Origin of the sequence: Cytobacillus firmus (assembly GCF_023657595.1) — a bacterium.
Taxonomy (GTDB): domain Bacteria; phylum Bacillota; class Bacilli; order Bacillales; family Cytobacillaceae; genus Cytobacillus; species Cytobacillus firmus_B.
This window is the reverse complement of sequence record NZ_CP098323.1, coordinates 1,625,651-1,639,632: the sequence shown is the minus strand read 5'-3', so window position 1 is coordinate 1,639,632 and position 13,982 is coordinate 1,625,651. Positions and strand designations below refer to the sequence as shown.

The 13,982-nt window shown below is 39.0% G+C and carries 19 protein-coding genes; 4 read left to right on the top strand and 15 right to left on the bottom strand.

Annotation, left to right across the window (positions count from 1 at the left end; translation table 11 throughout):
- Window positions 1–33: 33 nt before the first annotated feature.
- The 5 genes from NAF01_RS08560 to NAF01_RS08540 all read right to left on the bottom strand — a co-directional run bounded on the left by NAF01_RS08560 (window position 34) and on the right by NAF01_RS08540 (window position 2,330).
- Window positions 34–309 carry a YlbG family protein gene (locus NAF01_RS08560; RefSeq protein ID WP_009330926.1) on the bottom strand — a complete coding sequence of 92 codons (276 nt, stop codon included), beginning with the start codon at window positions 307–309 and terminating at the stop codon, window positions 34–36.
- Window positions 310–469: 160 nt separating this feature from the next.
- A complete protein-coding gene (locus NAF01_RS08555; RefSeq protein ID WP_163143047.1) occupies window positions 470–907 on the bottom strand; it encodes a YlbF/YmcA family competence regulator in 438 nt (145 codons plus the stop codon).
- A 59-nt stretch (window positions 908–966) separates the two neighbouring features.
- Window positions 967–1,398 (bottom strand): hypothetical protein, encoded by a 432-nt coding sequence (locus tag NAF01_RS08550; protein ID WP_250802129.1) that lies wholly within the window; start codon window positions 1,396–1,398, stop codon window positions 967–969.
- Window positions 1,399–1,667: 269 nt separating this feature from the next.
- Window positions 1,668–1,910, bottom strand: coding sequence for a YlbE-like family protein (locus NAF01_RS08545; protein ID WP_048011183.1), 243 nt, complete (start codon window positions 1,908–1,910; stop codon window positions 1,668–1,670).
- Window positions 1,911–1,922: 12 nt separating this feature from the next.
- The gene (locus tag NAF01_RS08540) at window positions 1,923–2,330 is read right to left on the bottom strand and encodes a YlbD family protein (RefSeq protein WP_250802128.1); all 408 of its coding nucleotides are present in this window, start codon (window positions 2,328–2,330) and stop codon (window positions 1,923–1,925) included.
- Window positions 2,331–2,490: 160 nt separating this feature from the next.
- Here NAF01_RS08540 and NAF01_RS08535 point away from each other — a divergent pair, with 160 nt between their 5' ends.
- Window positions 2,491–2,988: a PaaI family thioesterase gene (locus NAF01_RS08535; protein WP_197214790.1), complete on the top strand. Its 498-nt coding sequence runs from the start codon at window positions 2,491–2,493 to the stop codon at window positions 2,986–2,988.
- A gap of 14 nt (window positions 2,989–3,002) precedes the next feature.
- Window positions 3,003–3,377: a hypothetical protein gene (locus tag NAF01_RS08530; protein ID WP_163143029.1), complete on the top strand. Its 375-nt coding sequence runs from the start codon at window positions 3,003–3,005 to the stop codon at window positions 3,375–3,377.
- A gap of 12 nt (window positions 3,378–3,389) precedes the next feature.
- Here the strand turns inward: NAF01_RS08530 and NAF01_RS08525 are convergent, their stop codons facing one another.
- From NAF01_RS08525 to NAF01_RS08515, 3 genes are all read right to left on the bottom strand, one after another.
- Entirely contained in the window at window positions 3,390–4,430 is a 1,041-nt protein-coding gene (locus NAF01_RS08525; RefSeq protein WP_250802127.1) for a CAP domain-containing protein, read from the bottom strand.
- Window positions 4,431–4,640: 210 nt separating this feature from the next.
- Window positions 4,641–5,072 (bottom strand): CBS domain-containing protein, encoded by a 432-nt coding sequence (locus NAF01_RS08520; RefSeq protein ID WP_048011188.1) that lies wholly within the window; start codon window positions 5,070–5,072, stop codon window positions 4,641–4,643.
- A gap of 13 nt (window positions 5,073–5,085) precedes the next feature.
- The gene (locus NAF01_RS08515; protein ID WP_226620003.1) at window positions 5,086–5,715 is read right to left on the bottom strand and encodes a CAP domain-containing protein; all 630 of its coding nucleotides are present in this window, start codon (window positions 5,713–5,715) and stop codon (window positions 5,086–5,088) included.
- Between the two features lie 233 nt (window positions 5,716–5,948).
- Here NAF01_RS08515 and NAF01_RS08510 point away from each other — a divergent pair, with 233 nt between their 5' ends.
- Complete coding sequence (locus NAF01_RS08510) at window positions 5,949–6,308, top strand: YugN family protein (RefSeq protein WP_048011190.1); 360 nt, start codon at window positions 5,949–5,951, stop codon at window positions 6,306–6,308.
- A gap of 94 nt (window positions 6,309–6,402) precedes the next feature.
- Here NAF01_RS08510 and NAF01_RS08505 read toward each other — a convergent pair whose 3' ends face one another.
- The gene (locus tag NAF01_RS08505; protein ID WP_250802126.1) at window positions 6,403–6,753 is read right to left on the bottom strand and encodes an Asp23/Gls24 family envelope stress response protein; all 351 of its coding nucleotides are present in this window, start codon (window positions 6,751–6,753) and stop codon (window positions 6,403–6,405) included.
- 156 nt (window positions 6,754–6,909) lie between these two features.
- Between NAF01_RS08505 and ytvI the strand changes: the two genes are divergently transcribed.
- Window positions 6,910–7,968, top strand: coding sequence for a sporulation integral membrane protein YtvI (gene ytvI, locus NAF01_RS08500; protein WP_163143017.1), 1,059 nt, complete (start codon window positions 6,910–6,912; stop codon window positions 7,966–7,968).
- A gap of 72 nt (window positions 7,969–8,040) precedes the next feature.
- On the opposite strand, the gene NAF01_RS08495 is transcribed toward ytvI, so the two are convergent.
- From NAF01_RS08495 to ctaD, 6 genes are all read right to left on the bottom strand, one after another.
- Complete coding sequence (locus tag NAF01_RS08495) at window positions 8,041–9,213, bottom strand: GNAT family N-acetyltransferase (RefSeq protein WP_250802125.1); 1,173 nt, start codon at window positions 9,211–9,213, stop codon at window positions 8,041–8,043.
- Between the two features lie 131 nt (window positions 9,214–9,344).
- Window positions 9,345–9,812, bottom strand: a complete 468-nt coding sequence (locus NAF01_RS08490) for a DUF420 domain-containing protein (protein WP_197214786.1) — start codon at window positions 9,810–9,812, stop codon at window positions 9,345–9,347.
- Between the two features lie 233 nt (window positions 9,813–10,045).
- Window positions 10,046–10,948 (bottom strand): cytochrome c oxidase assembly factor CtaG, encoded by a 903-nt coding sequence (ctaG, locus tag NAF01_RS08485; RefSeq protein ID WP_197245641.1) that lies wholly within the window; start codon window positions 10,946–10,948, stop codon window positions 10,046–10,048.
- A gap of 180 nt (window positions 10,949–11,128) precedes the next feature.
- Entirely contained in the window at window positions 11,129–11,464 is a 336-nt protein-coding gene (gene ctaF, locus NAF01_RS08480; protein ID WP_048011869.1) for a cytochrome c oxidase subunit IVB, read from the bottom strand.
- A 4-nt stretch (window positions 11,465–11,468) separates the two neighbouring features.
- A complete protein-coding gene (locus NAF01_RS08475; RefSeq protein WP_035328684.1) occupies window positions 11,469–12,098 on the bottom strand; it encodes a cytochrome (ubi)quinol oxidase subunit III in 630 nt (209 codons plus the stop codon).
- Window positions 12,098–13,966 carry a cytochrome c oxidase subunit I gene (gene ctaD, locus NAF01_RS08470; RefSeq protein ID WP_035328682.1) on the bottom strand — a complete coding sequence of 623 codons (1,869 nt, stop codon included), beginning with the start codon at window positions 13,964–13,966 and terminating at the stop codon, window positions 12,098–12,100. The genes NAF01_RS08475 and ctaD overlap by 1 nt, the downstream gene beginning before the upstream one ends.
- Between the last annotated feature and the right edge of the window lie 16 nt (window positions 13,967–13,982).

Sequence of the window (13,982 nt, the reverse complement as noted above, 5' to 3'; positions counted from 1 at the left end):
GATAAAAAGGCATGAGCTTTTGCTCACGCCTTTTTATATTCCCATCTTATAATCATATTCTTTAGCCTTGTCCGGTTTGGAATTTTCAAATTCCGTTTTAAGGAACGGCTTATAGGATGGTTCAACTTTTTTAACAAAAGAATATGAATTTATCTTCTCCATAATTGTTTCCGTATCTGCAAGATCACAGTATAGCACTACATATTTGAGCCGTTTTGAAACATAATGAACATTTCCAAATCTTCTTAACATTTTTGCCTGCTTTAAAGAATAAAGCCATACGATTATACCTTGCCTTTGACCAAGCATATAGTTTTCCCCTTCAGTGATCGTTTGTTTTATTTAGTCTAGCATAGAAAAATAACTGTTTTCAATGGGAAGGTTCAAACTGCATAATTTATTTAAAAAGAAAAAACCAGCATTAGCTGGTTTTATAAACGATGCCTCGGAACAGAGTACTTACTCTTGTCTAAGAACAGCCACAGCTGCCTCCAGAACCACAGCCTCCTCCGCAGCTTGATTCAAAGAAAGGATTGCCGGTGGGAACTTTAATGTGTTCGGATACAGAACGTCCTATCAGCATGCTTACCTCATCCAAGAGGGTTTGCAGGCCGGTCTCTGCTCTTCTGAATTCCGCCACATGGATATCCATGTCCATGTCGCGCTTCAGCTCTCTAATAGACATCATCACCCTCTTATACTCTGGATGATATTTGCCAAATCGCTGAACTTCTTCATACAGTTCTTTCATTTTGATAAAATCCTGTATCTTCCTTTGAGTTTCCCGGCTGTTCTTTAATTTATATAAACTTTTGCGGTAATGTTCCGCTTCCTCAGATTCTATAATCATCGCTGCAAGTTCGTCAGCTTTGTCCAAAATAGCCATTCTTTCTAATGTAGCAAGCAAAATAGCCCACCTCCGTTTCTTATTTTATCATGAAACGGTTTAAAGCTAAAGCAAGTAGACTAAGGGATCACCACAAGAAAATCTTTTTTCAAAGAGGCTTCAGCACTGTTGCCTTTAACAAGTTCCAGTCCGATTCGATGTTTTCCTGAAGGAAGCCCTTTGATAATAAAAGCAGCTGAATGGATTTCATCCTTCTTCTTTCCGTTAATATACAGGATAATTTTTCCTTTTTCTTTACTGCTCTGCTTTCTAAAGGACACATCCTGCACAATACATTCAACAAAGACATCTTTTCCTTTTGTTTGATGTCTTACAAAAAACGGATCCCTGGCAGAACTTTCCAGACCCGAAACTTGCAATAGCTGTTCTGCTTTAACTGCATTCACCGGAAAATTGGCTTCCGCTTTTGTTTCGGGCTCAGGAATATCTTTCTGGCACGCTGCAAGAACAAATATTACCAGCAATATAAAAATGTATTTTTGCCTTTTCATTATTTTACACTCCTTTAGGATGTCTTCCGTAACGCTCTAATAAAGTTAGTGTTTGCCCGGCTGCTTATTTTTACTCTATAAAGTGAAACTTCAATCAGTGGGGGTTTTCCTTATCCCCCACTGATTGTTAGTTGAACCAATCGGGCCTTTACGGGCAGTTTGACCCCCGCTTATCCTCCTTTGATTCCTCTGAGTCTTGAAGTGGGAGTCTTACTGCCCGTTAGACTGCGATAACAAATAAAAAGCTCTCTCGTGTGCGAGAAAGCTTTCTAATTGGATTGAGAATTCATGGCCTGAAACATGCTCATCATCATGGAGGCCATTTGCACTCCATTCGTGAATTTTTCAACCTGATGGGGGATAGTTTTTTTATAATAGTGCAGTGCGGCCACTTCCAGAGATTGAATTTCGTTTGGATTTCTGCTCAGTTTTCTATACCAATAAGGCTGCTCACGGATAAATTGCCTAAGATCCTGCTTTTGTTCAAGATACTCGACGATATCTTTTCTCATTTGATTGACCCCTTAATCCTTTTTAAATGTAAAAGGGCTGCTTGGTTTAGTCATACTTGGCTTTGAGCCTCCTGATGGTTTCTGGCCGCCGCCCTGGAATTGCGAAATAACCCCTTGCACAGCTGAAAGTGCCTGGCTGAGATTAGTGATGTAACCCTGCATTTGATTCGCATCCATTTGCTTAAGGGTCCCCATAATGCTGCCCATCCAGTCACTTTTTTTCTCTTCTGTATTTTGTGTATTATCTTTGTTTTCTCTATAGGAATCCCACCTTGAATCTTCTTCCCCAAGCAAATACCAATCCTCATATAATTCTTGCCACGTTGCATTTCTATCCCTGACTTCTTTGATGACCCGGGGATTCTGTTTAACAAACTCTTTAAACTTTTCAACAGAGGGATGAAGCTTCGTTTTGGACATGAAATATCACCTCGTTCTAATGCAAATGCCTATAATACCATATGAATATGAATGAAAAAGGTGAATATTTATGTCTGCTTTAATTGGTCCATTAAAATTCAAAAATTCAGCCATTAATGGTAATATATGAATGCAGAAACATATTGAAAGGTGAATAATAATGAATCGAGATCTTATGGAATTATTTGATCAGTGCACCAGGAATGCGACTGACGAAGAATTAACCGCTTTAGAATCCCTGCTTTTAGGTTTTCATAAAAAACAAACCGGCAAAAACAGCTCTTATATTGGCGGACTGCTCCATATGGAACGGCACATAACTGAAGAGGAATGCATACTGACAGTTCCTTTAAGTAAGATCGTCAATAATCCGCTAGGAATTCTCCATGGGGGAATAACCGCTACAATTATTGATTCTGCAATGGGAACACTTGCGGCTTCGCTGCTTCCTGAGGGTTTTGGTGCTGTTACGACACAGTTGAATATTCATTATCTTGCAGTCGGCAAAGGGGAATACGTAACATGCAAAGCGACAATTGACCATAAGGGAACAAAAAGCATGGTATTATCTGCAGATGTACTCCGTTCTGATGGAAGAAAAATTGCACAGGCAACAGGCAGCTTTTTTATCATCGAAAAGAAAAATGTAAATAATTAAAGGCAGGTGGGAAGATGGTCACCGCTATCGTTATTCCAATTATTTGCCTTTATTTTTATTGGCTGACAAAAAAGGAAATGCGGGAAGGTCATGAGAAGTGGGCGAGCCTTGCAGATGTTCCCGAGGAAGCCATTATTTCAGGCGAAGTCATCCATCTTAGCGAGAGCAGGCAGCGCTATAATTACAGCCGCTATGTACATGTTCTTGAACTGACCGTCCGAACAAAGGGCCTCAAGCATTCAAATATAAAAAAAATTACTCCTTTAATGACTAATGCTTCAATTCCTTCTGTCAAGATCGGTGATTCTGTCCACTTGTATGGAAATTGGAAGGATGACTATTTTCAGGTTGGCCGAATTCAGATTGCTAATAGTAAAAAAGAGCCTTAATATAGGCTCTTTTCACTTTTTACCTTCTCCATCAGCTTTTTTTATGAAATTTTGCGTATAATGCTTTTTATAAACTCCAACTCCAAGATGGGTAAACTCTTCTTTCAGCAGACTATCCCGATGGCCTTTGCTGTTAAGCCATCCTTCAACAACAGCGGGAGCATCTGTATAATTTGCAGCTATGTTTTCCCCCGCAGCCTCATATGAGACCTCCGCAGCTTCAAGCCGGTCCGCCAAATCGCCGTAAGTTTTAGAAGTATGAGAAAAGTCTTTTGTTTCATACATATCTTTGCTATGAGCTAAAGCTGCCGCTGCAGTCAGATCATCCCATTTCAGCGGCTTTAAATTGTGTCTGACTCTTATAACATTGGTAATGTCGAAAATTTGCTTCTCTTTCGCTCTCTCCACTTCGTCTTCAAAAGCAGGAGAAGGCAAAGGGGGCTCCAATAATTCACCACGGTAAACCATTTCATACGGGCGAAGCTTAATTAAAGTGGCTGCATCCATTAACCTCACGCTGGAAAGCGTCCCTGTAAATCTATCTATATTAAGCTGTGCATAGTACTCACCAACCATAACAAGCGGCCTTGTATTAAGGTCATCTTCAGATAACTCGAAACGGTATGAGCTGTCTTTTACTTTGAGACTGAATTCCGTTTCAAAAAAGACGGATGAATATAATTCACCAATTGGCTGCCCTATTTTGAAAGGATAAATGTCTGAATCTTCGCCTGTCGCAAACAAACTAACCACTTTTTTATTGCTGACGCCAGCCTGAATATACTCAGTGCCGCTTTTATTATATATCCACCAATCGTATCCATAAAAAGAGGGATCTATTCTGGACGGCTCTCCCAAACTTTCTTTAAGCTCCCCAGCTGATTTTCCCATTAGTGAGGCCACACCCTTTTCAGGAAACCCCGTATTGGAAGATAAGTTATTTTCCTTATTATTTATATCCTTTATTGTATTTTCCTGACTGACAAGGATCTCCCCTTTATCTTTACGCCCAATATCGATGTAAAAACCTGCTGCCAGAAAAATGCAAATCAATATTAAAATTCGGAAAAGTGCTCTCAGAGAACCGTACCTCCCTTCTTTTACTCGCTGTATTCAAGCAGGCGTAATGCTAAATGGAATCTAAATAGAAATTATTGCAAATATACTATTAATCATACCATTAGGTGTATTGTTTATCTATTATTTTCAATTAGTTCTGTAACAGCATTTGCTGCAAAAAAAGAACACCCAGATGGTGTCCTCTTAATGCTGTGCTTCAGTTTCGTGTTTAGAAATATCAGTAAGAGCTTCTCCAGCCTGGTCATCTGTTAAATGACGCACGGCAAAGTCACCTAGTGATACTATCCCCACAAGCTTGTCACCTTCCACAACAGGAAGCCTGCGGATTTGATGTTCTGCCATTAAGCGGGCTGCTTCCCGAGACTCTGTATCCCTCGATACAGTTACTAAATGGCTGCTCATAATATCTTCTACCTTAGAAGAAGCAGGGTGTTTTTCTGCTACACAGCGAAGTACGATATCCCGGTCAGTTATCATTCCGACGAGTTTATCATTATCCACAATCGGGATAGCCCCTACGTTTAGTTCTTTCATCTTAACTGCCACTTCATAAACATTGTCCAATAGAGAACAGCTTTCAACCTCGTCTGTCATAATATCGCGGATTTTTTCCATTTTTTATCCTCCTTTATTTTTCAACAATGAATATGGTCCAATAGTGACCGTGCAGGCCTCCTTGACTATATCCGGAACCAATATGAGTTGCCTTTTTGTTTAGAATATTTTCCCTGTGGACTGCGGAATTCATCCAGGCATCAAACATTTCATCAGCTGTTTTATAGCCCGCCCCGATATTCTCCTTTACGGTCCGAAAAGAAATTTGCTGATTCCTTAACATTTCTATAGGATTTCCATATGTAGGAGAATTATGTGAAACATATTGTAATTTCATCATATCCAAAGACTTTTTTTGGGCAGCACCATTCAGCTTCAAATCTACAGACAATGGCTTTAGCCTTAATTCTCTTCGTTTTTCGTTGGCCAGCCTCATAAGTTTATTTTCATTTTGATCCATTTTGGGCATAGCAATCTTCTTTCCATGGTCGGGAATGATAATAACTTCACCAGGAAAAATTAAATCAGGATTTTCTATCTGAGGATTGCTATTAATAATTTCCTGCAGATCTCTCTGGAATCTTAGCGCAATTTCCCAAAGTGTATCCTTTTGCTCAACTCTGTAATCAGCTGCAGCACCTGCAGGCTGTGGTGTTAATAATATTATAAAAAAGAAGAGACTGATGGCTTTGTATTTCTGCAATTGACGCTTCCCCTTTCACAATTTGGCAGCTGCGAGTTCCAGTTGCTCAAGATATGCCAGCCAGGCGTTAAATTACGGCAGTTCAGCTAACGTTCTTTAAGAGAAGGATGTTTTCTTGCATGAATCCGTTGCAAGTTACGCTTTTTTCTACTATTATTAAATTTGAGATAAACTTGTTAAAATTATACATGGATCGTTCAACAGAACCATGGATGTTTTCAGGAGGGACAATTATGAAGTTTGAAAACACAGGTCTGGAAAATAAAAAAGCAGACTTAACCCGCTTAGATGAAGTAATGCTTTCTCACGGCCTGGTCCGCGAAGGGCAATGGGATTATGAAAGAGTTACATATGACCGTAAATTCGAATTAAAAGAGGGTGTTTTTTACCTTCGTGTATTTGGATATGCGGCTGAAGGAGATGTAGGAGCTCATAGAGCAACTATCCAGCTTATGACACCGCTGCTGGGCAAACATTATTATCCGCATGGGATAGAATATGGTGAAGGCGAAAGCTTCCCTAAATCATTAGTAAGTCAGTGCGAAAAAACTCTAAATGAGATAAAAGCAGAGATTGACCAATTCGCTGAGTAATTTCAACTTGCATTAAAATTGAATTTATTTTCTGCATGGAAAAGACGCATGAACATCATGCGTCTTTTTTACATAAACTTTAGACCTTTAAAATTTAGTTCTCTGAAAGAGTGCTTCCTGCATATATAATTTTTTGGACTGAGAGATCCACTCTTTTAACCTCCAGTCCAGTTAAATGGACAATTTCATCCTTGATTTCTTTCTGAATCCGGAGAGTTTCCTCCAAAATATTTTTTCCATTTACTATGTTAAGCTTAATTTTTAAATATACTTCAGTGTTACTAAAAGTGATGGAAATAGGTTTTTTTTTTCTCTTAAAGAAAGTGAATCTTTCATGCTTAAGAGGAATAACACTCTTTCTTTCCTCCAGGCTGGATTCTACGATTGCGGAGATTATATCACTGGCTGCCTGAATCGTCTCGAAGTCAAGATGGTCGTTATGCATCTTCCGTTCACTTCTTTCTTTACGATTTTTTATATAAGGGCAATAATCTCTCAGCTTTAAATCGTTTTATTTTTAGTTTTTATGATATTTAATGCATACTATAAACAAAGTGTTACGGTCTTTTGTTGGTTAACAAAATTGGGAAGGGGATTTATTTTGTCTGCAATATTCACAAAACGCTTTTTATTAATATTGATTGCTGTAATTCTTATAACTGTCCTTTTTTATTTCATTTTGCCTGTTTCTGTTCCTCTGGTTATTGCTTTTATTACAGCATTAATCCTAGAACCAGCTGTGAAACTGCTGCAAATTAAAATAAAAATAAGCCGAAGAATATCTGTGCTGATTACTTTTCTAGGATTTGTCCTCTTCATTGGATTATCAGGCTACTTTATTACGACAAAAGTAATAACTGAAGCCATTAAACTTGTTGAAAATGCTCCTATGTACATTAATGAAATTACAAAAGCATGGCTCAGGGCAGAAGCGGACTTTTCCAATGCTGCCAAAGACCTTCCTAAAGACCTTGTTAATGAAATAAGTATCCAGATTCAATCCTTTTTGAATAAAACGAAGGATGACCTTGTCGCATACGTAGATATTGATAGCTTAAAAGCACTTCTGACAAACATCCCGAACTATCTTGTCAGTTTCATCGTATACTTGATTGCCTTATTTTTGTTTTTAATAGATCTGCCGCGATTAAGGAAAGGTTTGTATAATCACCTTACAGAAAAAACTGCAGATAAAGTCAAGTTTATGACCTCACGGCTTTCTTATGTCGGATTTGGCTTTTTCAAGGCTCAATTCCTTGTAAGTGTGATTATCTTTATCGTTTCCCTGATTGGATTATTATTCATCAACCCAGAAATGGCATTGATTATGTCTATAATCATTTGGGTTATTGACTTTATCCCTATTATTGGCTCCATTGTCATTGTTGGCCCATGGGCAATGTTTCATTTACTGACAGGAGATGTAGCTATGGGGACACAATTGGCAATTCTTGCAGCCGTCCTCTTAATTATCCGCAGAACAGTTGAGCCAAAGGTAATGGGCACCCATATAGGGCTATCTCCGCTCGCCACGCTAATAGCTATGTATCTAGGGCTGAAACTCATTGGGATACTGGGCTTCATCATTGGCCCATTACTGGTCATCGCCTTTAATTCTGCAAAAGAAGCAGGACTTATTAAGATGAATTTCAAAATATAAACTTTATAAAAAAGTAAAAAAGCGTCCGCCTGGACGCTTTTTCTTTCCTGCATACATCTCAACTGAGTTTCCTTAAAAAAAGTCATAGAAAAAGGACTTTTGCACAGGAATTTTTCTTTCAAGTATTTCTGCATCATTTCTTGGACCTTTAATTTCACCTAGATCATATAACTCCATTGGCCTCTTATAGCCAATTATAATCGCTGAAAGGGCATTGATAGTCATATGCAGACCTCGTGCTGGAGGGTTTATGCATTGGCTTCCTACTTTCTCTTTAAATACCCTGACACCTTCGTCAGCAATTAGGTAGCTTCCATTATTCCATGGTGCATGGTGATCCTCAATATGCAGAAAGACATTTTCACTATTTTCATTGAAAGAATATTGGCCGAGACACTTTCCAGCATTGACGATTCTCCCCATAAAGTACGGAAAAACCTCCATTTTTAAATTAGGCTGATTCAGGTAATAAGGAAATGGATCGTGTACTGATGTAATGATCTTTACTTCCTCAACCATTGAATCATGCTGACAGATAAAGTTCCATAAATTCACTCTGGCTTCCTGATTTAGAGCTGCGAATTCTTCGATATCCATTTTATTGTCTTTTACCTTAAATAATATATAGCCCTGTCCTTCACCTGAGTCGTTAAAATACACCGCAATCTGGTAATCAGAATACACAAAGTTCTCCCACCAGTATGAGTCTCTTACAAGCCCTCCTGAATAACGCTGCATATATTCCTTATAAATCTTTTCGATGGTTAATGTGTGCTGGTTCTTAGTAAATCGCTTAATGGTCCCTGAAGGTTTTCCCGTCATTTTTAAATCTATTTTCTTAATAAGCGTTTTCTTATATTCAGTGAATATCTCCCATCCGTATTTCCGATAGAAAGAAATATCAAATGGATGCAAAAATGAAAAGAGCTGATCCTTATTATTCATCTCGGCTAATGCGTGCTTGATCAGGCTGCTTACATGCCCTTTTCTTCTGAATTCCGGATATGTTGCCACACCAGCAACACCTCCCATATCCCATTCAAAGCCATTAATATGAACTTTCAGGGGGATAATGTGAAGTTTGGCAGCCAAACTTTCCCCTTCCCAGATACCAAAAATGGCATGATTTTTTAAACGTTCCATCCTGGCCGGGATGTCAGCTTCAGGCACATTGTACTGGAAGGCATACATGGAAAGCTTCATGGCCTCAAGATATTCATTCTCTGTTAATTTACTTACCGACACAAAATTCACTCCCAATTAAATATCATTATAACTATTCGCCATATACTTATTAAGTCCTTTTAATTAAGAAGCGGATAATTTTTTGGGCATAAAAAAATACCGCTAAACAGCCAGCGGCATCTCATAACCTGTTACGTACCCAGGATTGCTTTTATAACTGATGTGGTTTCTCCTCCATGGTAGAAAACATACAGCAGCAGATAGACTGCAACACCTGTTATGCCAGTAAAAAACCAGACCACACTGGTTATCGGTCCCAATTTCCTATGTGTTGCCACTTTATTTTTATAGCCCGTATATAACGAGATAATTCCTAAAACTGCCCCAACAGTTGCCAGGGTAATATGGAAAATTAAGAACATCGTATAATAAATTTTTATATCATCAGGGCCGCCAAATGCAGTATTCCCGATAAAAACAGTTCTGCTGGCATAAATGATAAAGAAAATAACAGCAAACACAGCAGCCAAAGTCATTGTTTTCTTATGAGCCTCAAGCTTTTTTTTGCTGATTTGTACCCAACCAATCGCAACCGTTATTGCACTTAATACAATAAAGGTCGTGCTTATGGTAGGGAGTATAGGTAATGAGTATTCCATAAATTCTTCCTCTCTCCACTATCAGTTTAAAATTCCTCTTCACGGTGTTTTTTATCACAGGTTCATTTTATTAAAGTGTACTATATTTTTCAACAACCTGTATGAGCTTTTAATAAAAGTTCCTTAAATGTTCAATATTTATTTAAAACCATGTGATCATTATCATTGCAATATGCCAACATCTTAACTTTTAACAAAAAAATAAACTCCAGCCTCTGACTGGAGTTTATTTTTTATTTTACTAAATGCGGATTTAGTATTGTTTCTTCTTCTGATGGTGTAATTTCCTGTTCTTTTTTGTACCATGCATAGAAAATTTGCGCAAGAATAAAACCATATACAATTTCCTGAATAATCTTCATGATGACCCCGCCAAGCTGCTGATCGTGTATAAGTGACATTGAATTGAACATTTCCGGCCCGCTAAGATTCAGGCTTGCCAGTGTCGCAGAAGGAACACATAACTGAAGGGCCTGTGCCCATGCATTTGGATCAGAATATGTGCTGTACATTGGTGTATCTGCAAAAATGATCAGAGCACATGCAGGAGTCAATAAAACACCATTTGCAAAAATGTATCCTACCTTTTTCAAGCCGTCCAGTGACTCCATTTCAGGAAGCTCATTAATAGTCGGCCACCACATAAAGATTGCCAGGAGAAACAGGCCAGATGTATATACAGTATGAAACATCATATCCGTTTTTACCACGTCAAAAACATCTGGTATGTGGTATATAGAAAATACTCCATTAAACAGGATAATGGCGATTAATGGCTTTGTAAAAATACTGAATACAGGTTTAATAGCTTTGTGATTAACCACTCTTCTCCACACCCACTGAGGGATTCCCATGACTACAAGGGGAGGAACAACTAAATACAGGATAGCCATCTGTATCATATGGGCATAAAACATTAAATGGCCCATCAGGTCCAGCGGAGAGCCTTTGATCGCATACAACACAATCATAGCGATTGTAAAATACACACCCTGCCTTTTAGTTAATGGCTCACTATCATTGAATTTTCCACGATACTTTACTGTTAACATAAAGTAGCCTGCAAGAATCACTGCTACAAATAAAAAGAAATATGGACTCCAAAGTGCACGGAAACCGAATATTTCCAAAGACATGCTATCACCTCATTAAATAATGCTCAACCGGCCTTAAACGTTCCCAATACTAAGCGATATTGACAAGTACTATTATACTCTCTTCAGTCAGCAATCTCAATAAATCGGAAATTGGGTATTAATTGCAAATACTTCATTACATAAAAAGAAAATCGGCCAACAGCCGATTTTCTTTTAAACTTACCACCAAATAACAGTCAAGAAAGCAATGATTGTGATAAATCCGACAAATGCTCCTGAGTATAAGAACAAAGACGGTGCTTCATGACCTTTGTGGCTCATATGCATGAAATAATATAATTGGAAGACTACTTGCACAAGAGCAAGAATCAGGATGAACGGCACTATAAACCATCCGGAGAAACCTTCATAACCTGCTGCTACGAACGCAACAATTGTCAGGAAGATCATTAGTGCAAATGTGATAACTTGATGTCTCATCTCTTCTGCACTTTTTTTACGTCTATATTCAATGTCTACTCTTGGGTTACCTGAGTTTGGTTGTTGATTGGCCATCAGTTTATCCCACCATTCCCATTAAATATACTACTGTGAAGATGAATACCCAAACAACGTCGATAAAATGCCAGTATAGGCTGGCTACATAAAACTTAGGAGCATTGTAAAGGCTCAATCCTCTTTTGCTGTTGCGGATCATCAAAGTAGTGATCCATAGTAAACCGAATGCCACGTGAGCACCATGGAATCCAACTAACGTGTAGAAGGCTGAACCAAAGGCACTGCTTGTGAAGCTATGATGGAATTCATGCACATAGTGATTGAACTCGTAAATTTCCAAACCGAGGAATCCAAGTCCAAGCAAAACAGTAATTCCAAGCCATAGCTGCATTTTTTTGAAGTTGAAGTTCTTCATGTGATACATAGCATATACGCTTGTGAGCGAGCTGGTTAATAGCAGCATTGTCATAATAAATGCCAGTGGTATTTCAAACAAGTCTTTCGCAAGAGCCATGTCACTGCTAGGTACTTTGTCTTTTAAAGCAAGGTAAGTGGCGAATAGGGAGGCGAATAAAACCGTCTCTCCCCCAAGGAAAAACCAGAAACCTAAGAATTTGTTCTTGGCTTCGAGGGTTTGCTTTTCAGGCGACGCAGGCCATGTTTCATAAGTCATTTTTTGTTCAGTAGCCATTATGCCTTAACCCCCTTATCATTAGTGTCTTCCAAATCTTCTTTATGAATGTGGTATCCATGATCATCTTTGACAGAACGCACAAACATGGAGCCTAGAGTAATAAGCATACCCACGATAAGTACTGGGATACCCCAGCTGTGTTCTGCGCGGTACATTGCACCAAATGCAGCAACAAATAAACCGAAAGAAATCACAAATGGAATGAACGAGTTGTTTGGCATATGGATATCACCAAGCGGCTCAGCAGGCGACATGCCTTTTTTACCTTCCATTTTCTCAAGCCAATATGCATCAAGGCCGCGAATGAGCGGAAGCTGCTTAAAGTTATAGAATGGAGGCGGTGAAGGAATGGCCCACTCTAATGTACGGCCGTCTCCCCAAGGATCATTGCCAACTTTTTCATTTTTAACGCTGGTAATAACAATATTTATTAACAAGATGATTACTGCAGCTGCCATGAAGAAAGCACCTACAGTACTTACCATATTAGACGTTTCAAAGCCCTGTCCTGGAAGGTAAGTGAAAATACGGCGCGGCATTCCCCAAAGTCCAAGGAAATGCTGGATAAAGAATGTTAAATGGAATCCAATAAAGAATAATACGAACGTAATTTTTCCAAGGAATTCGTTTAACATTGTACCGAACATTTTTGGCCAGTAAAGGTGAGCACCTGCAAAGAGTGCAAACACAACACCGCCGACAATAACATAATGGAAGTGGGCCACTACAAAGTAGCTGTCATGGTACTGGTAATCCTGTGCAGCAGACGCCAGCATAACACCTGTAACACCGCCGGCTACGAATGAAGGGATAAAGGCAATAGCCCAAAGCATCGGTGTTGTGAAAGTGATGCTTCCGCCCCACATTGTAAATAGCCAGTTAAAGATTTTAATACCAGTCGGTACTGCAATTGCCATTGTTGCAACAGCAAAGATCGCGTTTGCAATCGGCCCCATACCAGTTGTAAACATGTGGTGAGCCCATACCATGAATCCTAAGAAACCAATAAGAACCGTTGCGAATACCATTGAAGAGTATCCGAAAAGGCGCTTTCTTGAGAAAATCGCAAAAATCTCGGAGAAAATACCGAAAGCCGGCAATACCAAGATGTAAACTTCAGGGTGTCCAAAAATCCAGAAGAAATGCTCCCAGATAATTGTATTACCGCCCATAGCAGGATCAAAAAAGTTAGATCCAAACATACGGTCGAAAATTAACAGGAATAGTCCTACTGTTAAAGCAGGGAATGCAAATAAAATCAATGCTGATGTAACAAATGTAGCCCAAGTGAACATCGGCATACGCATGTATGTCATACCAGGAGCACGCATGTTAATGATGGTAACAAGGAAGTTGATCCCCCCGATTAACGTACCCGCACCTGATATCTGCAGTCCAAGTGCATAGAAGTCGATCCCATGCCCTTCAGAAGCAATTGATAGAGATGCATAAGAAGTCCAGCCTGCATCAGGAGCGCCGCCTAAGAACCATGAGAGGTTCAAGAAAACTCCTCCAAAGAAAAACAGCCAGAATCCTAATGAATTCAAGAATGGGAATGCAACGTCACGCGCACCGATCTGAAGTGGCATAACAGCATTCATAAAAGCAAAAATCAGTGGCATAGCTGCCAAGAAGATCATGGTTGTACCGTGCATAGTTAAAATTTCATTATACAATCCGGCACTTACAAAGTCATTATTTGGTACTGCAAGCTGGATACGGATGAACATAGCTTCCAATCCGCCAAGCAAGAAGAAAAATCCGCCAGCTATAAGATAAAGGATTGCGATTTTTTTATGGTCAACTGTTGTTAAGTAATCCCATAAAACCGCTCCGAAACCTTTTTTTTGTGCTAAGGTACTCACAATTTTACCTCCCTTT

Coding starts and splice junctions, on each gene's coding strand:
- NAF01_RS08560 (WP_009330926.1), bottom strand. CDS start 309: ATGCTTGGTCAAAGGCAAGGTATAATCGTATGGCTTTATTCTTTAAAG.
- NAF01_RS08550 (WP_250802129.1), bottom strand. CDS start 1,398: ATGAAAAGGCAAAAATACATTTTTATATTGCTGGTAATATTTGTTCTT.
- NAF01_RS08545 (WP_048011183.1), bottom strand. CDS start 1,910: ATGAGAAAAGATATCGTCGAGTATCTTGAACAAAAGCAGGATCTTAGG.
- NAF01_RS08540 (WP_250802128.1), bottom strand. CDS start 2,330: ATGTCCAAAACGAAGCTTCATCCCTCTGTTGAAAAGTTTAAAGAGTTT.
- NAF01_RS08535 (WP_197214790.1), top strand. CDS start 2,491: ATGAATCGAGATCTTATGGAATTATTTGATCAGTGCACCAGGAATGCG.
- NAF01_RS08530 (WP_163143029.1), top strand. CDS start 3,003: ATGGTCACCGCTATCGTTATTCCAATTATTTGCCTTTATTTTTATTGG.
- NAF01_RS08520 (WP_048011188.1), bottom strand. CDS start 5,072: ATGGAAAAAATCCGCGATATTATGACAGACGAGGTTGAAAGCTGTTCT.
- NAF01_RS08510 (WP_048011190.1), top strand. CDS start 5,949: ATGAAGTTTGAAAACACAGGTCTGGAAAATAAAAAAGCAGACTTAACC.
- NAF01_RS08505 (WP_250802126.1), bottom strand. CDS start 6,753: ATGCATAACGACCATCTTGACTTCGAGACGATTCAGGCAGCCAGTGAT.
- NAF01_RS08490 (WP_197214786.1), bottom strand. CDS start 9,812: ATGGAATACTCATTACCTATACTCCCTACCATAAGCACGACCTTTATT.
- ctaG (WP_197245641.1), bottom strand. CDS start 10,948: ATGTCTTTGGAAATATTCGGTTTCCGTGCACTTTGGAGTCCATATTTC.
- ctaF (WP_048011869.1), bottom strand. CDS start 11,464: ATGGCCAATCAACAACCAAACTCAGGTAACCCAAGAGTAGACATTGAA.
- NAF01_RS08475 (WP_035328684.1), bottom strand. CDS start 12,098: ATGGCTACTGAACAAAAAATGACTTATGAAACATGGCCTGCGTCGCCT.